At 71.6% G+C, this 22,694-nt stretch carries 22 protein-coding genes and 2 pseudogenes; 11 read left to right on the forward strand and 13 right to left on the reverse strand.

Annotated features, from left to right (window positions below; genetic code table 11):
- Positions 1–113 precede the first annotated feature (113 nt).
- Together ACFVWY_RS11955 and ACFVWY_RS11960 are read right to left on the reverse strand one after the other, a co-directional pair.
- The gene (locus ACFVWY_RS11955) at positions 114–773 is read right to left on the reverse strand and encodes a DedA family protein (RefSeq protein ID WP_389870180.1); all 660 of its coding nucleotides are present in this window, start codon (positions 771–773) and stop codon (positions 114–116) included.
- Positions 774–932: 159 nt separating this feature from the next.
- On the reverse strand, positions 933–1,370 hold the full coding sequence (locus ACFVWY_RS11960; protein WP_389870382.1) for a DUF4442 domain-containing protein: 438 nt from the start codon (positions 1,368–1,370) through the stop codon (positions 933–935).
- 153 nt (positions 1,371–1,523) lie between these two features.
- Between ACFVWY_RS11960 and ACFVWY_RS11965 the strand changes: the two genes are divergently transcribed.
- Positions 1,524–2,600, forward strand: coding sequence for a hypothetical protein (locus ACFVWY_RS11965; protein WP_389870182.1), 1,077 nt, complete (start codon positions 1,524–1,526; stop codon positions 2,598–2,600).
- A gap of 61 nt (positions 2,601–2,661) precedes the next feature.
- A complete protein-coding gene (locus ACFVWY_RS11970; RefSeq protein WP_389870184.1) occupies positions 2,662–3,960 on the forward strand; it encodes an MFS transporter in 1,299 nt (432 codons plus the stop codon).
- On the opposite strand, the gene ACFVWY_RS11975 is transcribed toward ACFVWY_RS11970, so the two are convergent.
- The 3 genes from ACFVWY_RS11975 to tuf all read right to left on the reverse strand — a co-directional run bounded on the left by ACFVWY_RS11975 (position 3,922) and on the right by tuf (position 6,900).
- Entirely contained in the window at positions 3,922–4,767 is an 846-nt protein-coding gene (locus ACFVWY_RS11975; RefSeq protein ID WP_389870186.1) for a spermidine synthase, read from the reverse strand. The two genes, ACFVWY_RS11970 and ACFVWY_RS11975, sit on opposite strands and share 39 nt — an antisense overlap.
- Positions 4,768–4,789: 22 nt before the next feature.
- On the reverse strand, positions 4,790–5,635 hold the full coding sequence (locus ACFVWY_RS11980) for a patatin-like phospholipase family protein (protein WP_389870189.1): 846 nt from the start codon (positions 5,633–5,635) through the stop codon (positions 4,790–4,792).
- A gap of 89 nt (positions 5,636–5,724) precedes the next feature.
- Entirely contained in the window at positions 5,725–6,900 is a 1,176-nt protein-coding gene (gene tuf, locus ACFVWY_RS11985; protein ID WP_389870191.1) for an elongation factor Tu, read from the reverse strand.
- A gap of 458 nt (positions 6,901–7,358) precedes the next feature.
- Between tuf and ACFVWY_RS11990 the strand changes: the two genes are divergently transcribed.
- The 6 genes and pseudogenes from ACFVWY_RS11990 to ACFVWY_RS12015 all read left to right on the forward strand — a co-directional run bounded on the left by ACFVWY_RS11990 (position 7,359) and on the right by ACFVWY_RS12015 (position 13,088).
- The gene (locus ACFVWY_RS11990) at positions 7,359–8,072 is read left to right on the forward strand and encodes a TVP38/TMEM64 family protein (protein WP_389870194.1); all 714 of its coding nucleotides are present in this window, start codon (positions 7,359–7,361) and stop codon (positions 8,070–8,072) included.
- Between the two features lie 224 nt (positions 8,073–8,296).
- Positions 8,297–9,169, forward strand: a complete 873-nt coding sequence (locus ACFVWY_RS11995) for an undecaprenyl-diphosphate phosphatase (RefSeq protein ID WP_389870195.1) — start codon at positions 8,297–8,299, stop codon at positions 9,167–9,169.
- A 1,440-nt stretch (positions 9,170–10,609) separates the two neighbouring features.
- Entirely contained in the window at positions 10,610–11,122 is a 513-nt protein-coding gene (locus tag ACFVWY_RS12000; RefSeq protein ID WP_389870198.1) for an ArsR/SmtB family transcription factor, read from the forward strand.
- Between the two features lie 111 nt (positions 11,123–11,233).
- Positions 11,234–11,620: a hypothetical protein gene (locus ACFVWY_RS12005; protein ID WP_389870201.1), complete on the forward strand. Its 387-nt coding sequence runs from the start codon at positions 11,234–11,236 to the stop codon at positions 11,618–11,620.
- A gap of 432 nt (positions 11,621–12,052) precedes the next feature.
- Positions 12,053–12,286: pseudogene (locus ACFVWY_RS12010) on the forward strand (transposase); the annotation flags it as partial.
- 457 nt (positions 12,287–12,743) lie between these two features.
- Entirely contained in the window at positions 12,744–13,088 is a 345-nt protein-coding gene (locus tag ACFVWY_RS12015; protein ID WP_389870204.1) for a transposase, read from the forward strand.
- Positions 13,089–13,101: 13 nt separating this feature from the next.
- On the opposite strand, the gene ACFVWY_RS12020 is transcribed toward ACFVWY_RS12015, so the two are convergent.
- The 5 genes and pseudogenes from ACFVWY_RS12020 to ACFVWY_RS12040 form a co-directional block, all read right to left on the reverse strand.
- Complete coding sequence (locus tag ACFVWY_RS12020; protein WP_389870207.1) at positions 13,102–13,608, reverse strand: GNAT family N-acetyltransferase; 507 nt, start codon at positions 13,606–13,608, stop codon at positions 13,102–13,104.
- Positions 13,609–13,641: 33 nt separating this feature from the next.
- Positions 13,642–14,724 (reverse strand): annotated as a pseudogene (locus tag ACFVWY_RS12025) (IS630 family transposase).
- Positions 14,725–15,378: 654 nt separating this feature from the next.
- A complete protein-coding gene (locus tag ACFVWY_RS12030; RefSeq protein ID WP_389870209.1) occupies positions 15,379–16,077 on the reverse strand; it encodes a VOC family protein in 699 nt (232 codons plus the stop codon).
- Between the two features lie 126 nt (positions 16,078–16,203).
- A complete protein-coding gene (locus ACFVWY_RS12035; protein ID WP_389870211.1) occupies positions 16,204–16,458 on the reverse strand; it encodes a LapA family protein in 255 nt (84 codons plus the stop codon).
- Positions 16,459–16,505: 47 nt separating this feature from the next.
- On the reverse strand, positions 16,506–16,775 hold the full coding sequence (locus ACFVWY_RS12040; protein ID WP_389870213.1) for a hypothetical protein: 270 nt from the start codon (positions 16,773–16,775) through the stop codon (positions 16,506–16,508).
- A 207-nt stretch (positions 16,776–16,982) separates the two neighbouring features.
- On the opposite strand from ACFVWY_RS12040, the gene ACFVWY_RS12045 reads away from it, so the two are divergent.
- The 3 genes from ACFVWY_RS12045 to lnt all read left to right on the forward strand — a co-directional run bounded on the left by ACFVWY_RS12045 (position 16,983) and on the right by lnt (position 20,099).
- Positions 16,983–17,846 carry a universal stress protein gene (locus ACFVWY_RS12045; protein ID WP_389870216.1) on the forward strand — a complete coding sequence of 288 codons (864 nt, stop codon included), beginning with the start codon at positions 16,983–16,985 and terminating at the stop codon, positions 17,844–17,846.
- Positions 17,847–17,911: 65 nt separating this feature from the next.
- A complete protein-coding gene (locus ACFVWY_RS12050; protein WP_389870218.1) occupies positions 17,912–18,409 on the forward strand; it encodes a nuclear transport factor 2 family protein in 498 nt (165 codons plus the stop codon).
- A 67-nt stretch (positions 18,410–18,476) separates the two neighbouring features.
- Positions 18,477–20,099 carry an apolipoprotein N-acyltransferase gene (gene lnt, locus ACFVWY_RS12055; RefSeq protein WP_389870220.1) on the forward strand — a complete coding sequence of 541 codons (1,623 nt, stop codon included), beginning with the start codon at positions 18,477–18,479 and terminating at the stop codon, positions 20,097–20,099.
- Here the strand turns inward: lnt and ACFVWY_RS12060 are convergent.
- From ACFVWY_RS12060 to ACFVWY_RS12070, 3 genes are all read right to left on the reverse strand, one after another.
- A complete protein-coding gene (locus ACFVWY_RS12060; RefSeq protein ID WP_389870222.1) occupies positions 20,077–20,421 on the reverse strand; it encodes a hypothetical protein in 345 nt (114 codons plus the stop codon). The two genes, lnt and ACFVWY_RS12060, sit on opposite strands and share 23 nt — an antisense overlap.
- 89 nt (positions 20,422–20,510) lie before the next feature.
- Positions 20,511–21,410 carry a Gfo/Idh/MocA family protein gene (locus tag ACFVWY_RS12065; RefSeq protein WP_389870224.1) on the reverse strand — a complete coding sequence of 300 codons (900 nt, stop codon included), beginning with the start codon at positions 21,408–21,410 and terminating at the stop codon, positions 20,511–20,513.
- Positions 21,407–22,645 (reverse strand): FAD-dependent monooxygenase, encoded by a 1,239-nt coding sequence (locus tag ACFVWY_RS12070; protein ID WP_389870226.1) that lies wholly within the window; start codon positions 22,643–22,645, stop codon positions 21,407–21,409. The genes ACFVWY_RS12065 and ACFVWY_RS12070 overlap by 4 nt, the downstream gene beginning before the upstream one ends.
- Positions 22,646–22,694: the final 49 nt, after the last annotated feature.

Below are 22,694 nucleotides of genomic sequence, written 5' to 3' on the forward strand. Positions count from 1 at the left end.
GGCTCACTCTGCCCCCCCCCCGGCCCCTGTGGGTGGAAGGGGCCTCGGGGTTGGGGGGGGGGGGGGGGGGGGGGGGGGCCGGCCCCCGCCCCCCACGCCGCACGCCGTACGGATCAGTCTCCGGCCGGTACGGCCGTCGGTCCGGGGACCGGCCCGGCCGGGAACTGCTCGGCCGCCTTCCTGGCCCGGCTGCGCACCAGCAGCATCGAGGTGATGCCGACCAGCACGGCGGCCACCAGGCCGAGGTAGGAGAACCGCTTCAGCCAGGCTTCGGCGACCACGCCGACGGAGTAGACGACGGCCGTGGTGCCGCCCGCCCAGACGATCCCGCCGAGCACATTGGCGACCAGGAACCGCCAGTACGGCATGTGCAGGACACCGGCCAGGGGGCCCGCGAAGATCCTCAGCAGGGCGATGAAGCGGCCGAAGAACACCGCCCACATGCCCCACTTGTCGAACGACCGCTCCGCCAGCGCTATCTGCGCCTCGCCGAAGTGCCGGGGGAACTTCCGGCCCAGCCGGGCGAGCAGCGGACGGCCGCCCTTGCGGCCGATGGCGTAGCCGATCGAGTCACCGATGACGGCGCCCGCCGAGGCGCAGGCCCCGAGCACCCACGGATTGATCCCGTCGTGCCCGGCGGCCAGGAGCGCCGCGCTGACCAGGACGATCTCACCCGGCAGCGGAATGCCGAGGCTCTCCAGCCCGATGACCCCGGCCACCAGGGCGTACACGCTGATCGCGGGGATGGTCTCCAGCCATTCCTGGATGTGCAACGCCCGTTCCTCCCGAAGCTGTTGTCCGTCGGACGCCGGGCAGCTCCCCGGCGCACGGCGCGCAGCCTACCCGGCTCTCCGGCCGCCGTAACAGCACGAAGGGCCGCCGCGCCGCCCCGGGGGGGGGCGGCGCGGCGGCCCCGGTTCGAACAGGCTGGATCAGGAGTGCGGGCGCAGGGTCCAGACGACCGTCATCTCGCCGGTCACCGCCCCGTCCTCGCGCCGGATCTCGATGGTCACCGGGAACTCCGGCCGCTGGCCCGCGTCGAGTTCGGCGACGACCTCGGCCGCCGGGCGTCCGAGGGTCGCGGTGGCGGTGACGACGCCCCTGGCCAGCTTCTTGTAGCCGATCTCGGCTTTCACCGCCAGCGGGACGGCGCGCGACATCTGGTCGCCGAAGGCCGCGATCACGATCGCTCCGCTCGCCGATTCCGCCAGCGTGAACATCGCTCCGGCGTGCGGTCCGCCGAGGTGGTTGTGGTAGTCGGCCTGGTCCGGCAGGCGGACCACCGCACGCTCGGCGGTCGTCTCCAGGAATTCGAGGTGAAGGGTCCGGGCCATCGGGACCGTCGCCACGAGCATCTCGCCGACGGTCATCTGTGTAGCGCTCATGACCAGATGTTACTCATGGGTAGGAGTTCTTGGCCATGTCCGTACCCCGTGGACGACCGCTCCTGATCGCTTCCTTCACCGTCCGCACACGGGGGCGGGCGTAGCAGACCGGCCACCGCACCTCTATCGTTACTCGCCATGTGGCCAGGACAGCAGCCGCCCGGGGGCGAGCAAAACCCGCAGGACCAGAATCAGAACCCGTACCAGCAGCCGGGTTACCAGCAGCCGAATCCCTATCAGCAGCCGGGATACCAGCAGACGGGACAGCCCGCACCGCAGCCGGGGCAACCGCAGCAGGGCCAGCAGCCCGGCTACCCGCAGCCGAACCCGTACCAGCAGTCGACCGTGCCGCAGTACGCCGTGCCCGGTCCGCCCGGCGGCGTGCAGCCCGGTGGTGGTGACAGCAACAAGAAGAAGAACACCGTTGTCGCCATCGTCGCGGCCACCGCGGTCGTCGTGGCCGCCGTGGTCACGGGTGTCGTCGTGATGAACAAGAACGACGACAAGGACAAGGACGTCGCCGACGGCAAGCAGTCCTCGGCGCCCGTCAAGCCGTCCGGCTCGGCCTCCTCCGACGGGGCGAACCCGCGCGGCGACAGCGACGATCCCAAGCCCCTCATCGCGGGGTGGAAGGTCGTCACCAACCCCAAGTGGGGTACGCAGTTCGACGTGCCCGGCGACTGGGAGGTCGGCCGGCCCGGCACCACCTCGTTCTTCGAGGACGACAAGAAGGGTGACGGGTCGCCCCTCATCGGTTTCTCCGCGCCGTCGTACTTCCAGAGCAAGTGGTGTGTGGAGGACTCCGACAAGGACGGCACCGAGGAGACCATGAGTCTCGCCAGCGCCGGTACCCGGGGCGCCCAGGGCGCCACCGACGCAGCCAAGAACGCGCACAGCGAGGCCGGTACGTGGGTGTGGGCCGCCTACGCGCAGCACATGCCGGAGAGCACCATCAAGTTCACCGACGCCAAGCAGTACACCACCAAGTCGGGGCTCACCGGACAGGTGGTCACCGCGACCGCCCCGAACGTCAAGAAGCGCAAGAAGTGCGACAGCGACGGCAAGTCCATCGCCTTCACCTTCAAGAACAAGGACGGGGAGTTCGCCTCCTGGGTCCTGTACGGGGCCGACTCCGTCAAGGACGAGCTCCCGGACTCCACGGTCCAGCAGATCCTGAGCACGGTCCGGCTGGTGGACGTCGTCAAGTCCGAGTGACCATCCCCCGCCGGGAATAAACGGCTGGCACGGGGCGGGGTGCGCAAGGCATATTCCGTGGGTGACTGCCGCTTCCGCCCCCCTGTCCCGTCCGCCGCGCTCCGAGCGCAATTACCGTCTCCTGACCGCCGCCGCGATCATCACGGGCCTGGGTACCCATGGCGCGTTGATCGCGGCGGCGTTCGCCGTACTGAAGGCGGGTGGCGACGGCGGGGACGTCGGTCTGGTGGCCGCGGCCAGAACCGCTCCCCTGGTGCTCTTCCTGCTGATCGGCGGCGCGATCGCCGACCGGCTGCCGCGTCACCGGGTGATGGTCGCGGCGAACACCCTGAACTGCCTCTCGCAGGCCGCGTTCGCCTGGCTGGTGCTGGCCGGTGATCCGCAGCTGTGGCAGATGATGCTGCTGACCGCGTTGTGCGGTACGGGGCAGGCGTTCTTCAATCCGGCGGCCGAGGGCATGCTGATGTCCAGTGTCAGCCGGGAGCAGGCGAGCCGGGCCTTCGCCCTGTTCCGGATGTCGATGCAGGGTGCGTCGATCGGTGGTGCGGCGCTCGGCGGCGCGATGATCGCGGCGATGGACCCGGGCTGGGTGCTGGCCGTCGACGCCGCGGCCTTCGCGCTGGCGGGCGCGCTGCGCGCGTTCCTGGACGTCAGCCACATCCCTCCGCGCGCGCCGGGCGGCGGACTGCTCGCCGATCTGCGCGACGGCTGGCAGGAGTTCATCGGCCGCCCCTGGCTGTGGAGCATCGTGGCGCAGTTCTCGGTGGTCGTCGCCGCCGTCGGGGCCGCCGAGTCCGTGTACGGTCCGCTGGTCGCCCGGGACGAGCTGGGCGGCGCCCGGCCCTGGGGGTTCGCGCTCGCCGCGTTCGGGGCCGGGACGCTGGGCGGGGCGCTGCTGATGACGCGTTGGAAGCCGCGGCGCCTGCTGCTGGCCGGGACGCTCTGTGTCTTCCCGCTGGCGCTGCCCTCGGCGGGTCTCGCGGTGCCGCTGCCGGTGGGTCTCCTGTGCGCGGTCATGTTCGTCAGCGGGGTCGCCATCGAGGTGTTCGGGGTCTCCTGGATGACGGCCATGCATCAGGAGATCCCCGAGGAGAAGCTCTCCCGGGTCTCCGCGTACGACTGGTTCGGTTCGGTGGCGATGATGCCGCTGGCCACCGCGCTCGCCGGTCCGGTGGAGTCGGTGGTCGGGCGGAGTCAGGCGCTGTGGGGCTGTGCGGTGCTGATCGTGCTGGTCACCGGAGCCGTCCTGTTCGTTCCGGACGTACGCAGGCTGACCCGGGCCCCCGTCACCACCGAGGTGGCGAAGGGCCCGGAACCGGTCTCAGCCGATGCTGAAGGCGCCGTCGGGCGGCTCGGGTGAGGCGACCGCCTCACCGTCCCCGACCGGCCGGGCGGCACCGGTCAGCCGCTCCAGGGCGGCACCGTACTCGACCCGGGCGGGGAAGGCGTCGGCGGCGCAGCGCCGGGTGAGGGTCGCGGTGTCGATGGGGCACGGGGAGGCGACCAGCACCAGATTGCCGAAGCGCCTGCCGCGCAGCACCGCCGGTTCGGCGATCAGCGCCAGCTCCTCGAAGACGGCGGCGAAGGTGGCCAGCTGGGAGCGGAGGAAGCCGAAGGGGGCGCCGTCCGCGAGGTTGGCCGCGTAGACACCGTCCTCCCGCAGCGCCCGGCGGGCGGCTCGCGCGTACTCGACGGAGGTGAGATGGGCGGGCACCCGTGAGCCGCCGAAGACATCCGCGATCACGAGGTCCAGCGAACCGGGCGGAGTCTCCTCCAGCAGGCTCCGGGCGTCCGTGCCGTGCACGGTGATCCCGCTGTCGCCGGGGACCGGAAGGTGCTCGGTGACCAGCGCGAGGAGGCCCAGGTCGGCCTCGGCGACGTCCTGCCGGGATCCGGGCCTGGTCGCGGCCGTGTAGCGGGGCAGGGCGAGCGCGCCGCCGCCGAGATGGAGCACGTCCAGCGGCGCGCCCGGCGCCGACGCGCAGTCCACGACGTGCGCGAGCCGTCGCGCGTACTCGAACTCCAGGTGGTCCGGGGCGTCGAGGTCGACGTAGGACTGGGGCGCGCCGTCGACGGTGAGCAGCCAGGCCCGGTCCCGGTCCACGTCGGGGAGAAGTCTGGCGATGCCCTGGTCCACGTCCCGGATCACCGGTATCGAGTCGTTCACTCCCCCATTGTGGGGTGCCCGGTCAGTCGCCGAGCACCGCGGCCACCGCGTCGGTGTGCGCCGCCGCCTGGGCGAGTCCGGCGCGGGCGGCAGCGGCCCGGTGGCCCGGGTCCAGCGGATTGCGGCCGAAGGCCTTCTGCGCCGCGGCGTCCGGGGTGATGAGCACGGTCCGGGCGCCCTGTTCGGCGAGCCCGGCCACCTGGGAGCGGGGCGAGGCGAGGGCCCTGCTGCCCGCGGCCGACGGGGCGATGACGACGACGCGCCGGTATCCGGCGGCGAGCTGGGCGTTGGCCGTGGAGTGCACTCCGCCGTCGATCCAGGTCCGCCCCGCGCAACGCGCGACGGGCCACACGCCGGGGACCGCGCAGCTCGCGGTGACGGCGTCGACGAGCGGCACCCCGCCGTCCTCGGCGAAGGCGCGGAGTTCGCCGGTCGTGGCGTCGACGGCGGTGACCAGCAGCGCGCGCCCCGGCCACTCTGGCGACGGCAGCAGGCGGGCGATCGCCGCGCGCCGTTCCCCGGCGGTGACGCCGGGCCGGGCGTCCTGCGCGAGCCTGCCCAGCTTCCGGCCGTACGCCTCGGGGGTGCGGGCGGACAGGACGGCACCCGTGTAGCGCAGCAGGGTACGCGCGCCCAGCTTGCCGCCCCTCATGTCGTGCGGGTCGGCGAGCTGGCGTGCGTAGAGTTCGGGAAGTCCGAGGAGCCCGGAGGCCAGTTGCGCGCCGACCACCGCTCCGGCCGAGCTGCCGACGATCAGATCGGCGGTGGCGAGGTCCGTTCCCGCCTCCGCCAGTCCGTGCAGGATGCCGGTCTCCCAGGCACTGCCGGTGACACCGCCGGAACCGAGTACCAGTGCTGTGTCCGTCATCCCGTCAGTCTCGCGCACGGCGCCGGGCCCGCCTCCAGCAGGGGGCTGGAGACGGGCCCTTGGCGCACCGTCACCCGGAGCGGGGCCGTTCAGAGCAGGGCGGTGACGGTGCCCGCGCCGACCGTGCGGCCACCCTCGCGGATCGCGAAGCCGAGGCCGGTCTCCAGCGGGACGTCACGCCCCAGTTCGACGGTCAGGTCGACGGTGTCGCCGGGGCGCGCCACAGCGAGCTCCCCGAGGTCGATGTCACCGACCACGTCCGCGGTGCGGATGTAGAACTGCGGCCGGTAGCCGGTGGTGACGGGGGTGGTCCGGCCACCCTCGCGCGCCGACAGGACGTACACCCGCGCGGTGAACCGGCGGCTCGGCGTCACACTGCCGGGCGCCGCGACCACATGGCCGCGGCGGACCCGGCCGCGCTCCACTCCGCGCAGCAGCAGCGCCACGTTGTCGCCCGCCTGCGCGGACTCCATCGGCTTCCCGAAGGTCTCCAGGCCGGTGACGACCGTGTCCACGTCCTGGTCCGCGCCGAGCACCGACACGCGGTCGCCGGTGCGGACTGTGCCGCGCTCGACGGCCCCGGTGACGACGGTGCCCCGGCCGGTGATGGTCAGCACGTTCTCCACCGACAACAGGAACGGCGCGTCGGTGTAGCGGACCGGTATCGGTACGTACGTGTCGACGGCGTCCAGCAGCGCCTCGACCGCCGAGGCCCAGCGCGGGTCGCCCTCCAGGGCCTTGAGGCCCGATACCCGTACGACGGGGACGCTGTCGCCGCCGTAGCCGTGCCCGGAGAGCAGCTCACGGACCTCCAGCTCGACGAGGTCGGTCAGCTCGGGGTCACCCATGTCCGCCTTGTTGAGCGCGACGACGATGTGGTCGACGCCCACCTGGCGGGCGAGCAGGACGTGCTCGGCGGTCTGCGGCATGATCCCGTCGAGCGCCGAGACGACGAGGATCGCCCCGTCGAGCTGGGCGGCGCCGGTCACCATGTTCTTGATGTAGTCGGCGTGCCCCGGCATGTCGACATGCGCGTAGTGGCGGGTGTCGGTCTCGTACTCGACGTGCGCGATGTTGATGGTGATACCGCGCTGTGTCTCCTCCGGCGCCCGGTCGATCCGGTCGAACGGGACGAAGGTGCCGGTCCCGCGCTCGCTGAGGACCTTGGTGATGGCGGCGGTCAGGGTGGTCTTGCCGTGGTCGACGTGGCCCATGGTGCCGATGTTGAGGTGCGGCTTGGTGCGCACGTATGCCGTCTTGGACATGACTCGTTCCTTGGTGTTCGAAGCTGAGAGGAGACCCCAGGGCCCTGCCGACCCTCCCCTTGCGGGGTCCGCCGGACTGTCGGGGGAGGGTCAGCTTCGGGCGCCGCCGAAGGGCGCTGCGACAGCGGTGCACGCTGCCACGCCAGCTGCGATGACGGGGATCACGGCAGCCTTCGGCGCGTCCGCGACTGCGGACGGCTCTGCGGGGAAGGCGTACCGGAACATGGCTTTGATGATGGCCGACGGGCACGGCCGCGTCGAACGGTTTTCGCGTATCTCTCCCCCTGTCCGGGGCAGTTCGCTCCACAGCGGGCGCCCACCAGTTCCGCACCTCGACGTGCACGGGGTCCGCACCTCGACGTGCACGGGTCCGCACCTCGACGTCCGCGAGGTCCGCACCTCGATGTGCGCGGAGCGCGTTCCGGCGATCATTCACCGGCGTCGGTTACTCTCCCCGCATGCTCGCCCCCGTCCCCGCCGCCCGGCCCGGCACCGGCCTCGCCGTGCGCTGCACGAAGGCGCTGCTCTCGCCCTGGTCCCGGCTCTCGCTGCTCGTGGCCGTGCTGCTGGGCGCGGCCACGACGATGCTCCTGCTCGAACCCCAGCGGCTGCTCGCGGCCGACTGGCCCGCCCGGCTGGACGGGAGCGCCGTCGCGGTGCTCCTGTTCGGGGCCGCGTACGGAGTGTGCACCGTGGCCTTCGTTCCCCGGCCGGTGCTCAACATCGCCGCCGGTGCGCTCTTCGGCGCGCAGGCCGGACTGGCCGCCGCGCTGGCGGGGACGGTGCTGGGCGCGGGCGTCTCCTTCGCCCTGGGCCGGGTGCTCGGGCAGGACGCGCTGCGCACGCTGGTGCGCGGGCGGTGGCTCAAGGCCGCGGACGGGCAGCTGAGCCGCCACGGGTTCCGCTCGATGCTGGCGCTGCGGCTCTTCCCGGGGGTGCCGTTCGCGGCGGCCAACTACTGCGCGGCGGTCTCCCGGATGGGTTACCCGGCGTTCCTGGGTGCCACCGGGCTCGGCTCGGTCCCGAACACCGCCGCGTACGTCGTCGCGGGCAGCGAGGCCACATCCCCGACCTCACCGGCCTTCCTGGCCGCGATGGGCTTCATCGTGCTGACGGGGGTCGGGGCGGCGGTCGTCGTCTGGCGCAGACGGCACCGCCTGTCTGCCGAGTGAGCCGCCGTGCCCTGACCGGCGCACTTGCGCGACCGGCCCCTTCCGGCGGGCTGCCGGGGGACCTGGGGCCGCCGTTCATCTGAGGGCGGTACCCTGCCCGCGACCGATCGTAGATCTCCGGGCCCTCGGGGGCCCTGTCCCCATTTGACCACTATGCGTACGCTGCCGACGGCGCTCGCCGCCGACGGCCGATGCACGATCACCTCCAGGATGGCCAAAGCCCCATGAGCTGGTTCGAATCGTTCGTCCTGGGCCTCGTTCAGGGACTGACCGAGTTCCTGCCGATCTCCTCCAGCGCGCATCTGCGGCTCACCGCCGCGTTCGCCGGCTGGCACGACCCGGGTGCGGCGTTCACCGCCATCACCCAGATCGGCACGGAGGCGGCGGTCCTCATCTACTTCCGCAAGGACATCGTCCGGATCATCTCCGCCTGGTCCCGTTCGCTGGTCGACCGGTCGATGCGCGGCGACCACGACGCCCAGATGGGCTGGCTGGTCATCGTCGGCTCCATCCCGATCGGGGTGCTCGGCGTGACACTCAAGGACCAGATCGAGGGGCCGTTCCGCGATCTGCGGCTGATCGCCACCACCCTGATCGTGATGGGCATCGTGCTGGGCATCGCCGACCGCCTCGCCGCCCGCGACGAGGCCGGCGGAAGGCACCGGGCGGGCAAGGAGCGCAAGACGCTCAGGGACCTCGGCGTGAAGGACGGCCTGATCTTCGGCTTCTGCCAGGCGATGGCCCTGATCCCGGGCGTCTCCCGGTCCGGAGCCACCATCAGCGGTGGCCTGCTGATGGGCTACACCCGCGAGGCCGCGGCCCGCTACTCCTTCCTCCTCGCGATCCCGGCGGTGCTCGCCTCGGGCGTCTTCGAGCTGAAGGACGCGGGCGAGGGGCATGTGTCGTGGGGGCCGACGATCTTCGCGACCATCATCGCGTTCGGTGTGGGATATGCCGTTATCGCATGGTTCATGAAGTTCATCACCACCAAGAGCTTCATGCCGTTCGTGATCTACCGGGTAGCCCTGGGCATTCTGCTCTTCGTCCTGGTCGGCATGGGTGTCCTCAGTCCTCACGCGGGCGAATCTGCCGGGTAGCCCGGTATCCACCGTTAACCACATCTAGCGTTTTCTTACGTCCCACTGCGATTGGTTACCAAGATCATCTCCCACAATCTCCCACCAGGGAGACTGGGAGACGGGTAGAGCAAACGCCTGCACGTACAAATCGGTGTGGCACCAGAGGGGCCCGCGCAGTCGTGAACCGGCTGTGCGGGCCCCTGCCGCTGACGCCGGCCCACCCCGAAGATCGGCGCCGCGGACATGCCCCCGTCCACGGCCGGCGGCCGTGGGCGAGGGCGAGGGCGAGGGCATAGTCTTCTCCTCGCGCGAACCGCGAGGTTCTGGCCGCGGCCAGGCGGTGCAGCAGCGCTTCTCAGCCGCCGCCGTGCCGCCGAGAAGCAGAAATATTCGAAGGGCGCCCCAGCGGGGCCGACTGGCTTGTGTCGACCTCCCTGCGCAGCGCCAGCCGTCGGTGACCGTGCGGCGTACACGCGGGATCGCCAGCCTGGCGCGTGTAGGTGCTCGCCCGAGCCCCGGACGCCGGGCTCGTCCCGTCGTTCACCAGCACGGCCCCGGTGGTGATGAGGCGGCCACAGTCGATACAGAACTTCACCGGCTGGCCTCCCGCCGTGCCCGATTGAGCTGACGCGCCTGCAAGCGATGCGCCTTGGCTCGGCAGGCCGCGCACGTCACGGAGTGCCCGAGCAACACTCGGTACGTCTCCCCGCTTCCGGGCTCTGCTGCTGAACGCTCGCGTCTTTTGTCACTTCGGGGTGCCCTTTCGGCAAGAGGGGAACCAGCAGCGGGGGAACCAGTGGCCGACGGAATCGCCGTACGGGCGATCGCCCAGGCCGTGCGCGGTTTTGCTGGTCAGCCCGGCCTTGCACCAGACGCAGTGCGCTCCGCGAACCTGTGCGTCCGTCAGAGTCGCCGGGTCCGGCACGATCACGGTCGGCGGGCGCGCCGTCTCGCACGCGGCGGGCTTGCGGTCGGTCATCACAGGCACTGCCCCACACTCAGACGCGGGCCCAGGGCCGCCCGAAGGCAGTCAGGGCTGACGAGGTGGCCGCGGCCGTCCGGTGGCGACAGCCCATACGGGCCCGGCGGCTCGACGACAGCCGGGACCGGGGCCATCACCCAGCGCTCCGGGTCCAGGAGGTGCGTGCCAGGGACCGACCACACCGCCCCGAGCGGCCCCAGGAAGTACACGCACTTCCGGGGGATACGGAAGGCCGGGCCGGAGACTTCGGCCCGCGGCGGCCAGCCCTTCGCGCTCCGGCGCCTGGGCCACCGGCCACTCAACATCATCGGCAAGACCAAGACCCGGGCCGGGCTGGTCCACAGATCCGCGATCACCGATGCCTCATCCGGAGCGGGAGCCGTCATCACGCCACCACAAGGGCAGACCCGCGCAGCAGGCTGTCCAGGGCGCTACGAAGCGCTTCGGCCTCCGTACGAGCGGGGAACGGTATCGGCGTGGCCACGGCGGCCGACCTGACCTTACGGACTCGCGTCCTGGCCGACGGTGGGACGCGGGCTCTGCTGAACAGCCTGCACCCGATAGCGGTGTGGGAGCCGCCCGTGCTGAGCGTCGTCTGTCCGGTCGAGTGTGATCTGCACCTGAACGGGTGGGGTCTGCTGCTGGTGCCGTGGCACTTCTGCTGGCAGCGCCTGATCACCCTGGCCGACGACCAGCTGCTGCCGGCACTCATCTACCCGGTCGGCAAGACTCCCTCACCGCCGACCGCTTCCCCGGCGTCGCTGGCGCGCGTGCTGGGCCCCACCCGCGCCGCGCTCCTGTCCGAGACCGCCGCGCTCGCCTGCGCCACCACCTCCGAGCTCTCCGATGCGACAGGGGTACGGCTACCGAGTGTCAGCCAGCAGCTGCCCGTACTGCGGGACGGCGGACTCGTCGCGTCCCGGAGCGATGGCACACGCGTCCCGCACACCGCGACTCCTCCGATCCGTAGGCCCCTTGGCGGCTTCTGACCCCACCACCCGACGCTTTGGCTGGAGCCAAAACCACACGCGCGCTACCTGGTGGCCGTCGCATGCTCTGCGCGAAGAAACACGGCGCACACCATACAAAGGGGATCTCGCATGAAGCAGCTCAAGCGTGCCGCAGCAGTACTGACCTCCGTCGTCCTTGCCGGGACGGGACTGGCGCTCACGACCACACCGGCCTCCGCCGCCCGGGCCGGGACCGCCTCGGCCATCCAAGCGAATCACCCCAAGGTCGACGTGTACTTCGCCTACTCCTCGTGGTCCCACGAGAGCCCGGACTCGAAGGCGTCCACCCACGTAGGCACCTTGGGAGCGGGCAAGAACTACGTCTACTGCTTCGTGAACGGCGAAACGTACACGGACAAGGGCCACACGAGCACCGTCTGGCTGATGACCGACGACGACAGCGGCAACGCCGATGTCTATGTGTCCAGGGTCTACCTCACCGACGGCAGCTACAACGTGGACCTGCCGCGCTGCTGATACCCCGCCACCCCGGCAACCCCCGCCAGGCTACTTCGGACTGGGCCTGGCGGGGCACCCCCGCGCCTCACCACGCTGCCCGCATCGCCACCGATCATCCGTACACGGACAATTATCCAGATGTACCTCACCTCTGCGGTGCTCGCTAGTGATCTGAGTCAGAGATTCGGGCTCTGGTCCACTTCGTGTGGACGTGTACGCAAGGTGACTGTTGATCTTCGTGTGATGCGGGTTGAGTTCGTCCGGAAATCGCTCAATTGAATGGTGGTGCGGTCGACAGTCCTTCGCCATGAACGAAGTGTTGCCGTAGTTGGACGAGCTGCTGTTCTCCTCGGTCGAGGGTGTGTTGGTGGAATCGGTTGAGGTGACCGACACGGTCGTCTGGGTCAAGGCTCGTACGACGACAGGGCGAGCGGCCTGTCCGGGGTGTGGATGCTGGTCGGCCCGGTCGACCTCCTTCCCGACCGGGAAGCGGACACGCTCGCGGCCTGGCTCGCTGAGCGGCCCGGCATCGAGATCGTCTGCCGTGACCAGGCTCCCTTCTTCGCCGAAGGCGCCACCCGCGGCGCCCCGCAGGCCCTCCAGATCGCCGACCGGTGGCACCTCTGGCACAACCTGGGCGAAGCCGCCGAGAAGTGCGTCTACCAGCACCGCGGCTGCTTACGCCCCACGCCGGAACAGTCGGAGGAAACCCAGGAGGAGCCGGAGCCGACCACGTCATCGCCCTGGCCGACAAGGCACCGATTCGCCGAACGCATCCGCGCCAAGCACGCCACCATCCACGCTCTCCTCGCTGCCGGGCACAGCAAGCGGTCCGTCGCCCGGCAGCTCGGGATGACCCTCAACACGATCCTGCGCTTCTCCCGCACCACCACGCCGGAGGAGATGTTCACCGGTCAGTGGCAAACCCGTGCGACCAGGCTTGACGCCTACAAGCCCTACCTCGATCAGCGCTGGCAGGAAGGCTGCACCAACGCCTGGAAACTATGGGAGGAGATCAAGGGAACAGGGCTATCCCCGCGGCTACGTCAGCAGGAATCTCCGCGGCAAGCCTCAACCGGTCGGTCCCCGCCCGCCGTCGGCCCGCGCCGTCACGCGCTGGCTCCTCACCCACCCCGACGCCATGCCCGAAGCCGACCGGCTCCAGCTCAAAGCCGCCCTGACCAACTGCCCCGAACTGACGGCTCTCTCCGAGCACGTGCGTTCCTTCGGTCACATGGTCGCCCTCCTCCAGGGCGACGAGTTGCCGACCTGGATCGAAGCGGCCACCTCCACTGCCGATCTGCCCAGCCTCCGGCACTTCGCCCAGCACCTCGAACGCGACCTCGACGCCGTCATCGCCGGCCTCACATTGCCCTGGAACTCCGGCGTCGTCGAAGGCCATGTCAACCGGATCAAGGTGCTCAAGCGTCAGATGTTCGGCCGCGCTGGCTTCGCCCTGTTGAGGAAGAGAGTCCTGCTGTCGTGACTCATACGGAACATCAACAAGCGGGCAGATTGGCCGGGCGGTCCACGGCATACACCGTGACCGGGCGGCCCTGCAGATGGTCTTCTCGCCGCGGCGCGAACCCTAGCTGCTTGGCCACCCTCACTGATGCCTCGTTGCCCGGCCGCATGAGAGCCGTGAAGTAGTCGTCGTCAAGGGTGGCAAAACCCCATTCCAGACACGCTTGAGCAGCCTCGGTCGCATAGCCATGCCCCCACTGATCCGCTCGAAGGGTCCACCCCAGCTCCACCTCGTCGAACTGCTCCCAGTACTGCAGACCGCTTCGACCGATGAACTCCCCGCTCGACTTCAGCTCGATTGCACACAGGCCATGGCCTCGCTCAGCCCACTGCCGCTCGATCACAGTGAGACGTTCCAGTGCTTGTTCGCGCGAGAAGGACCCGACGAAGCGGTTGACCTGCGGGTCGGCATGGAGCTCGACGAAAACGTCGACGTCAGACACATGCAGAGGTCGCAGGAACAGCCGCTCAGTCTCGATCATGCGTCCGAGCATAGATCTTGCCGCCAGCTGAGCTCAGGTAGTCGCTGCAACCTCACTCAGCGTTGCGCACACCACACGAAGTGGCCCAGACTCGTCGGCGGTCTTGGTCCAGATGAAGGGCCTGGGGTGCTCGTTCCAGTCGGCGGGCCAGGACCGGATGTCGCGTTCGCGTGCCTGGGCGGAGCGGTGGACGCCTCGCTCGAGCTTCTTCTGCGTGAGCTCGGCGAACCACCGCTCGACCAGGTTCAGCCAGGAAGCGCTGGTCGGCGTGGAGTGCAAACGGAACCGCGGGTGGGCCAGCAGCCACTTCTTGATGTCAGGCGTCTGGTGGGCCGCGCAGTTGTCCAGGATCAGGTGGACTTCGAGGCCGTCGGGGACTTCCCTGTCGAGCCTGGCCGGGAACCTCCTGAACTCCGCTGCCCGGTGACAGCGGCGGAGGGAGCCGATGACCTTGCCGGTGGCGGCCTCAAGGGCGGCGAAGAGGGTCGTGGTGCCGGCACGGACGTAGCCGTGGCTGCGGCGTTCGGGGACACCGGACATCATCGGCGGCACGGGCGGGGACCGGTCCAGGGCCTGGATCCGCGGCTTCTCGTCCACGCAGAGAACCCGGGCCCTCTCCGGCGGGTCGAGGCAGAGGCCGACGACATCGCGGACCTTGCCGACGGACGGCGGGTCGGTGGACAGCTGAACGTCTGAGCCCGGTGCGGCGCCAGAGCGAACGCCCGCCAGATCCGTGAGACCGTCGACTGCGACATCCCCGTCGCCGCGGCCAACGACCTCGTCGACCAGTGAGTCGCGTTCTTCGGCTTCTCCTCCAGCGTCTTGACGATGATCCGCCCGACGTCGGCATCGGTGATCTTCCGTGGGACACCGGACCGCGGGTCGTCGTGCAGACCGTCCAGGCCGCGTTCGAGGAACCGACGCCGTCGGGTGCGGACCGTGTCCGGAGCGACCCGCAGCCGACGGGACACCTCCATGATCGAGCGAGCGGCCCTCCGCAGCCTCCAGCACGATCCGCGACCGCCGAGCCAAAGCCTGTGCCGTCGTACGGCGACGCACCCAGCCCTCCAGCACCGCCCGCTGGGCATCAGTGACCGACAACGACGGAATCCTCAGACCCGGACGACTCGTACCCAACTACGATGAATCCCTGACCCAGGCCACTGGCCGCTTCCGGCCGGATCCAGCGTTTCCTTGCGTCTCCAGGCAATGGGGCGCCCTGATCGTCTCGCGGTTTCTCCCGCCCGCGAGAAACCGGGGAACGGGCAGCACATACGTCTGCGATCGCACATCGACGCCGTACCGGTGGGGGCCCGCACAGTCGCGAACCGGCTGCGCGGGCCCCACTGCTGCTGGTAGCGCGCCGCCCCGCACGACGGCCCGGCACCTCACCGGCAAGCCTCCCGCCGTACCGGGCAGAACCGGAGCGCCCGCGAGCGGGGCCCTGGCCCGGCGCTGTGCACGGACCGTGTGACCGAGCGCGAGGCGCCGCATCCCCGGCGGACGGTGTCGCCCGGGATACCGGCCCGGCGGCAGCGGTCAGGCCCGTCCATCCGCTCCCAGGTCGGATAACGCTGCCCGTCCAGGGGACACGACGCGGCGTTGGCCGTGGCGGGGACACGGACCGTGACCCGGTATTCCGCCCGCCTCCCGGAAGCTCCGCCGCCTTGGCGGGCCACCCCGGCCGACGCCCGGCCGCACTGGATCACTGACCCCCACGGAACAGTGCCGTGTGTGCAGTCGGCGACTCGGCTCGTGGGACAGGGGCGTTCACGGGCGGCCGGTGGCCGGGCCGGGCGGACCGGCCACACCGACGCACGCCTCGTTGCCCTCGGGGTCGGCCAGTACCCAGTTCGACGGCGCGTCGGCGTCGTTCACCAGCCGGCCGCCGGCCGCGAGCGCTGCCGCTATCCGGGCCTCAGCCTGGTCGTACGGCACCCACACATCAACGTGGACCCGGTTGCGCTGCGGGCGCGGTGCGTCCATCTGCTGGAAGTAGAACGGCGCCCCACGGCGGCGCGGGTCCAGCAGGTCCTCACCGCTGTTCGCGCGGTGCTGGTAGCCGAGCAGTGCACGCCAGAACGCCACCACGGCGGGACCTGCGAGGGCGTCAACAGAGACCTGGACGGTCTGCACAGCGGCCGGTTCGGCCGGTATGCCCAGCGCGCGGGCCACCACCGAGATCTGCCGGGCCAGCTCGACGTGCCGCGCGGTCAGCCCGTAGTAATCGTCCGTGACCGTGATCAGCCGTACGGTCACGCCCTCCCGCCTCACATCGACGTCCGGGTGATCCTGCCCGGCTGCCGGAATCTCACTGATCGCCTGCACGAACCGGGCACCGGCCCCGAACGACCCGGTGCGGAAGTACGCGCACGCCCCCTCGCCCACGACACGCCAGTCCTCCACCCCTTCGGTCTGGTGGAACTGTTGCGGCCTGATGCGCTCGATCGTGCCCTCTGTATAGATCACGCGCTCAAAATAGCGTGCGGGTCCGACAACCCCCTTCGACCGTTCCGCGCTTCAAAACCGCTCGCCCAGGACGGTCACGCACCCCCGGCGCCGGGTCGTACGGCAGGGACGAATCCGGCCCCGGCGTCAGCGTCTGGCCCGGCGATGGAAGAGGTATCCGCCCATGACCAGACCGACAAGCAGGGTCACGGCCAGCACCGTCCAGAGCGGCAGGGTGACGGACGGAACCCAGAGCCGGATGGCGACCGAGCCGGTGTTCGCGGCGATGAACCAGATCACGAGGGCCGCCAGTACCACGGCCCCGATGGTCCGGATGCGTACGCTCCGCCCCTTGACGGTCAGGGTCGACGGCTCCTGTGGTCGGGACGTCTTGTGCGCCATGCGTCCAGTATCGAGCGGTTCAGGCGATTAGTCCTGGCGGGCCGCGCTCAGGGGGTGTCACCCCGCCAGTCCCAGCGGTCGGGATCGCTGTCCCTGGGCCCGTACTCCGCTCTGCCGCCGGGGCCGAAGCGCCCGATCTCCGTGTTGAGCGCCGCCCCTTCGCGCAGCGCCCGGTCCGTCCACCCGGTCACGTCGAGCAGCAGGCCGTCGAGCGGGCCGCCCACCAACTCCCGGTAGACATGGCCCGGTCGGGGGCCCGGGTCGGGGTCATCGTGGTCGGCGCCGTATACGCGCCGCTGCCGCATCAGCTCGTCCATGGCGGCAGGATCGCACCCGGCACTGACAATCGCAGACGGCCCGAGCGGACCGGTGCCTTGCCTTACCTCACCGCCGGGCGCGCGGCAAGCCGACGCGGGGGGCGACAGGCCCTGGATCTTCCGGGCGGATAGGGTCGAAAGTCCCTGCCGTACCGTGTCCGCGCAGACCAGCCTGGGACATGAACCGCCGGAACCTGGAGGGACACCATGACCAGCACCGACCACCCCGTGATCGCCGCAGTCGACGGCTCGTCGCACAGCGCCGAAGCGCTCGACTGGGCCGCCCGTGAAGCCGCGCGCCGAGGGCTCGGGCTCACGATCGTGCACGCCCTGACACCCGACCGGCCGTCCGAGCGGGACGCCCGCCGCCACGAGGCGGACGAACTGCTCGCCCGGTCCGTGCGACGGGTGGCCGACATCGCCCCGGGGCTGACCCCGTCGACGCTGACGCCGCTGGACTACCCCTCGGCAGCCCTCTCCGCTCTCAGCCACAACGCCTCGCTGATCGTCGTCGGCTCGCGCGGGCTGGGCGGATTCCGCTCGCTGCTGCTCGGCTCCAACAGCCTGGCGGCCGCCTCGATGGCCCATTGTCCGGTCGTCGTCGTCCACAGTGGCCCGGACGGCGAGGACGCGCCGGAGGGGACGGAGGCACACTCCGACATCGTCGCGGGGGTGGCCGCCGACGAAAGCAGTGAGGCGGTGCTGGACTTCGCCTTCGAAACCGCCGCGTCGCGGCCGGGCGCGCGGCTGCGGATCGTGCACGGCTGGACGATGTTCTCCTCCATGATCTCCGGCGGTCCCGTCTTCGACCGGGAGGCGGCGGCCGACTCCGCCGCGCGGACCCTGTCGGAGCTCACCGCGGGCTGGCGCGAGAAGTACCCGCAGGTCGAGGTGGTACGGGAGCCGGTCGGCGGTTCCGCCTCGCGCACCCTGGTCACGGCCTCGGCCACCGCGGCGCTCACCGTGATCGGGCGGCGCCGGGGCGGTGAGTCCCTCGGGCTCGGGCTCTCCCCCGTCGCCCAGACCACGCTCACGCACGCGCTCGGCCCGGTCGCCGTGGTGCCGTGCTGACCACGCCGTCCGGTCATACGTGCACGCCTCTTGGCCTCTTCGGCGAGCGGGCGGACACTGACCCGATGACGCAGCGCGCGGATCTCGCCCATCTGATGGACCGGCTCGCCGTGGACGCCCTGCTCACGGGCTACGCGAGGGCGGTGGACGACGGTGAGTGGGCTGGCTATCTGGCCTTGTTCACCGCGGACGGCCGGGCCGACTACCGCGGCGCGGGCGGCATCGAGGGGCCGGTCGGCGAGGTGGCACGGTGGCTGGCGGAGACGATGCGGCTCTTCCCCGTACGCCAGCATCTGATCGTCAACCGGCGCATCGGTATCGAGACGCCGGACGGGTACCGCGGCGACCGGGCCGAAGCCCAGGCCGACTACCTCAACCCGATGCGGCTGGAGAGCGCCCCGGACGGTGCGGGCGGCCCGCCGGAAGGGCCCACCGCGCCGAACTTCGTCTCCGGCGGGCGGTACGCGTTCACGCTGTCGCGCACGGCCGAGGGCTGGCGTATCCGGACGGTGACCGTCCACGAGAAGTGGCGCGGCACCGGAGAGCTCTTCGCCGGGCAGTGAAAGAGCGCTCTTCGCCAGGAGCGAGGCTGTTCGCCGGGGAGTGAAGGGGAGCGAAGGGAGGCGCCGCATGCGGATTCCGGCCGACCGGGGCAAGCGGTGGAAGCGGCGGGAGCGGAGTGGGCGACTGGCCGCCCGGTGGCGGGGCGTTCTGGCCCTGCTCGCCGGGGCGCTGCCCGCGCTCACGTTTCCCCTTCCCGGTCTGTGGTGGCTGGCCGGTGTCTGTCTGGTGCCGTGGCTGCTCCTCGTCCGGTCGGCGGGCACGGCGCGGCGGGCGGCGCTGGAGGGCTGGCTCGGAGGCACCGGCTACATGCTCGCGGTGCATCACTGGCTGATGCCGAGCCTTCATGTCTTCATCGTGCTCCTGGCCGCGCTGCTCGGGCTGCTGTGGGCGCCCTGGGGGCTGCTGGTCCGCCGGACCCTGGGCGGGCCGCTCTCCGCCCCGGCGGCCGTCCGCGCGATCGTCCTGGTGCCCTGCGGCTGGCTGATGACCGAGCTGATCCGCTCCTGGGAGGCGCTCGGCGGCCCCTGGGGCCTGCTCGGTGCCTCCCAGTGGCAGGTGGGCCCCGCGCTCCGCGTGGCGTCGGTGGGAGGCGTGTGGCTGGTGAGCCTGGTGGTGGTCGCGATGAACACGGCTGCCGCCCTGCTGTTCCTGGCCCCGGCCGCGCGTACGACGGCCGTGGTGTGTCTCGTGGTGGGCGGGCTGGCCGTGGGGGCGACGGCCCGGTGGGCGCCCCGGCCCAAGGAGTCGGGGACGGCCAGGATCGCCGTCGTCCAGCCCGGGGTGTTCGACGGTCCGCACGGCCCGGAGCGGCGGCTGGCCGCCAGTGAGCGGCTGACCGGTGCGCTGGCCGGGCGTGATCCCGATCTGGTGGTGTGGGGCGAGAGCAGTGTGGGAGTGGATCTCGCGCGCCGGCCGGACGTCGCCGGGCGGATCGCGGCGCTCTCGCGCCGGGTGGGCGCGGATGTGCTGGTCAACGTGGACACCCGGCAGACCGACCGGTCCGGGCGGACCGGGATCTTCAAATCGGCGGTGCTGGTCGGACCGGACGGGCCGACCGGGGACCGGTACGACAAGATGCGGCTGGTGCCGTTCGGCGAGTACGTCCCGGCGCGGCCGGTGCTCGGCTGGGCCACGTCCATGGGGCGGGCGGCGGGCGAGGACCGGCTGCGGGGCGCCCGGCAGGTCACGATGGCGGTGCCCGGGGCCGGGGGCGGGCACGGCCTTCGGATCGGGCCGATGGTCTGCTTCGAGTCCGCGTTCCCCGACATGAGCCGCCGGCTCGCCCAGCACGGTGCGGGGCTGCTGGTCGCCCAGTCCTCGACCTCCTCGTTCCAGCACAGCTGGGCGCCCTGGCAGCACGCCTCACTGGGGGCGCTGCGGGCCGCCGAGACCGGCCGCCCGATGGTGCACGCCACGCTCACCGGGGTCAGTACGGCATACGGCCCCTCGGGCGCCCGGACCGGCACACCGCTCGGTACGCGCACCGGTGGCGCCGCCGTGTTCGACGTACCGCTGGCGACGGGCACCACGCTCTACGTGCGGCTGGGCGACTGGCCGCTTCGGGGAGCGGCGGCCGTACTGGCCCTGTTCTGCGTGTACGAAGCGGCCCGCTCGCTCGCGGGCCGCTCGCGCGGGGTCCGTCGGGCCAAGACATCCGCCGGGCCGGTCAGGGACCGTTCACCGAGATGATGTGGCCCTGGGCGTCGACGGTGAGGGCGGCCCGCTCGACCTTGTGGGTCACGGCCAGCACCAGCCAGACGACGCCCCAGAGGAAGCAGGTGAGCACCATCAGGAGGGCGTGCAGGACGTGGTTGAGCGGGGTTCCGCGCACCATGACGACCTGGGTCGGGGAACGGGACTCCACCCGCCAGCCGGCCGCTATCCGCTGGTTGACCGCCCAGTCGAGGATCAGGGCGCGCTGCGCGTCGTCGGGGGGCTGGCCGTTAGCCGAGTAGTAGCCGGGCGGCGGCTGGAGCGCTCCCCAGCCCTTTGGCTCGTCGTGAGGTCGCACGAGGTCACCTCCACAGGCCGGTGGCATCACCTCAGCCTGCATCCCGGCCGGACCGGGCGCATCCGGAGACCGGGCGACGCCGCCGGGCGTCAGGCGAGCCCGAGATCGGCGAGGACGCGTTCGCAGAGTTCGTGGGTCAGCAGGGCGTCCCCGGCATCCAGCACCGTCCCGGCGCGTACGGCGTCGAGGAACGACAGGACGCACTGCTCGATGCCGCGCTGGCGGGCCACCGGCACCCAGTCGCCGCGTCGCCGCACGCTCGGCACCCCGTGGTGGTCGATGGTCTCGGCGAGATTGACGACCTCGCGCTTGGAGTCCCGGCCGGAGACCTCGAGCCGTTCCTCCGTCGAGCCGCTGAGCCGGTTCATCATGCCGATGGCGGTGAATCCGTCGCCGGACAGCTGGAGCACGACGTGGTGCATCAGGCCGTCACGGATCCTCGCCCGGACGACGGTGTCCTCGACCGGTCCCGGCGTCAGGAAGCGGAGGGTGTCGACGACATGGATGAAGTCGTCGAGCACCATGGTGCGCGGCTCCTCCGGCATGCCCACCCGGTTCTTCTGCATGAGGATCAGCTCGCGCGGGTGCTCGGCGCACTCCGCGTAGCCGGGGGCGAGCCTGCGGTTGAAGCCGACGGCGAGACTCGTGCCGCGCTCCACGGCCAGGGCCACCAGCCGCCGGGACTCGGCGAGTTCGTAGGCCAGCGGCTTGTCGACGTAGGTGGCGACGCCCGCCTCCAGCAGCCGGGCCACGATCCGCGGGTGCGCGGCCGTCGGGGCGTGGACGAACGCGGCGTCCAGCCCCTGCGCGATCAGGGACTCCAGGTCGGTGTGGCACTGCGCGGCCGGAATCCGGTGGGCCCCGGCGACGGCGGCCAGGGTGGCGGGCGTACGGGTCTGCAGGTGCAGCTCGATGCCCGGCAGGCTGGTCAGCACCGGCAGGTACGCCTTGCGCGCGATGTCACCGAGCCCGATGCAGCCGACCTTCACCAGGGTTCTCCCTCTCGCTGTTCGGCGTCCACCGGAGCCGTGCCCGCCTCGCGATGGGCAGCATACGTGGGCCGGGGAGGCTGCCAGTCGGCGATCCCGTCGAAGGTGCGCAGGACGAGCGCGGGGCCCAGGCGCCCGGCGGCGGACATCAGCGCGTTGCGCGCCGCGACGGCGGGCGTGCTGGTCAGCCGCATGAGACGCGCGGTCCGGGCGGACTTGCGGACGATGGCCGAGGTCCGGGGCAGCCGGTCTGCGGTGTACGCGGCCACCCCGGCGCCGAGGTCGCCGTCCGGCGGCAGGCGGTGGGCGAGCACGACCGCGTCCTCGATGGCCTGGTTGCCGCCCTGGCCGAGGCTCGGTGCCATCGCGTGCGCACCGTCGCCGACCAGGACGGTGCGTCCGCGGTGGAAGGCGGGCAGCGGGTCGGTCAGGTGATGGACGTCGTTGCGGAGCACCTGTTCCCGGGCGGCGGCGGCGATGACCGACGGGATCGGGTCGTGCCAGTCCCCGAACCGGCGCAGCAGCTCCGCCTTCTCGCCGTCCGGGGCGCGGCCCCGGGCCGGGGCGACGGCGGCGCCGTACGCGTAGATCCGGCCGTCCTTGAGCGGCTGGGTGCCCCAGACGGCGCCGCGTCCCCAGGTCTCGTGCGGGGCGAAGGGCCGGTCGGGCGCGGGGACGACGATGCGCCAGGTGGTGAACCCGGCGTACGACGGACCGGGGTGGTCCGGGAAGAGTGCGCCCCGCACGGCCGAGCCGATGCCGTCGGCGCCGACGACGAGGTCCGCCTCGATGGTCCCGGCGTCCGTTTCGACCAGGGCGGGCGCGCCGTCCGCGCGGCCCGGGTCCAGCAGTCTCGCGGCGGTGCCGGTGCGGACGGCGGCCCCGGGCAGCCGGGCCATCAGCCGTTCGACCAGGACGGCCCGGTGCAGCAGGACCAGCGGCCCGCCGAACCGCTCCGCCGCGGCGGCGCTGTCGGTACGGGCGAGCCAGCGACCGCCGGGCTCACGCAACCCGCCCTCGCCCTGCCACGCGGCGAGCGCCCTGATCTCGTCGCCCATCGCGAGGGCGTCCAGGGCGCGCTGGGAGTTGGGGGCGAGGGCGATCCCGGCGCCCACCGGTTCCAGGGAGGCCGCGCGTTCCAGCACGGTGACCCGCCAGCCCCGGCGGTGCAGGGCCACCGCCGCGGTGAGGCCGCCGATTCCACTGCCGATGACGACGGCACGGGGTCTGTCCATGGCTCCTCCGCGTACACGACTCACCGGGACCGCGGCGCAGGAGGCCCCG

It is taken from the genome of Streptomyces sp. NPDC058195, assembly GCF_042883525.1.
GTDB lineage: Bacteria > Actinomycetota > Actinomycetes > Streptomycetales > Streptomycetaceae > Streptomyces.

Excerpts from the sequence above, each read along its gene's own strand:
- ACFVWY_RS11960 (WP_389870382.1), bottom strand. The coding sequence starts at position 1,370 with ATGACCGTCGGCGAGATGCTCGTGGCGACGGTCCCGATGGCCCGGACC.
- ACFVWY_RS11965 (WP_389870182.1), top strand. The coding sequence starts at position 1,524 with ATGTGGCCAGGACAGCAGCCGCCCGGGGGCGAGCAAAACCCGCAGGAC.
- ACFVWY_RS11980 (WP_389870189.1), bottom strand. The coding sequence starts at position 5,635 with ATGACGGACACAGCACTGGTACTCGGTTCCGGCGGTGTCACCGGCAGT.
- tuf (WP_389870191.1), bottom strand. The coding sequence starts at position 6,900 with ATGTCCAAGACGGCATACGTGCGCACCAAGCCGCACCTCAACATCGGC.
- ACFVWY_RS11990 (WP_389870194.1), top strand. The coding sequence starts at position 7,359 with ATGCTCGCCCCCGTCCCCGCCGCCCGGCCCGGCACCGGCCTCGCCGTG.
- ACFVWY_RS11995 (WP_389870195.1), top strand. The coding sequence starts at position 8,297 with ATGAGCTGGTTCGAATCGTTCGTCCTGGGCCTCGTTCAGGGACTGACC.
- ACFVWY_RS12005 (WP_389870201.1), top strand. The coding sequence starts at position 11,234 with ATGAAGCAGCTCAAGCGTGCCGCAGCAGTACTGACCTCCGTCGTCCTT.
- ACFVWY_RS12015 (WP_389870204.1), top strand. The coding sequence starts at position 12,744 with ATGCCCGAAGCCGACCGGCTCCAGCTCAAAGCCGCCCTGACCAACTGC.
- ACFVWY_RS12020 (WP_389870207.1), bottom strand. The coding sequence starts at position 13,608 with ATGATCGAGACTGAGCGGCTGTTCCTGCGACCTCTGCATGTGTCTGAC.
- ACFVWY_RS12035 (WP_389870211.1), bottom strand. The coding sequence starts at position 16,458 with ATGGCGCACAAGACGTCCCGACCACAGGAGCCGTCGACCCTGACCGTC.
- ACFVWY_RS12040 (WP_389870213.1), bottom strand. The coding sequence starts at position 16,775 with ATGGACGAGCTGATGCGGCAGCGGCGCGTATACGGCGCCGACCACGAT.
- ACFVWY_RS12045 (WP_389870216.1), top strand. The coding sequence starts at position 16,983 with ATGACCAGCACCGACCACCCCGTGATCGCCGCAGTCGACGGCTCGTCG.
- ACFVWY_RS12050 (WP_389870218.1), top strand. The coding sequence starts at position 17,912 with ATGACGCAGCGCGCGGATCTCGCCCATCTGATGGACCGGCTCGCCGTG.
- lnt (WP_389870220.1), top strand. The coding sequence starts at position 18,477 with ATGCGGATTCCGGCCGACCGGGGCAAGCGGTGGAAGCGGCGGGAGCGG.
- ACFVWY_RS12070 (WP_389870226.1), bottom strand. The coding sequence starts at position 22,645 with ATGGACAGACCCCGTGCCGTCGTCATCGGCAGTGGAATCGGCGGCCTC.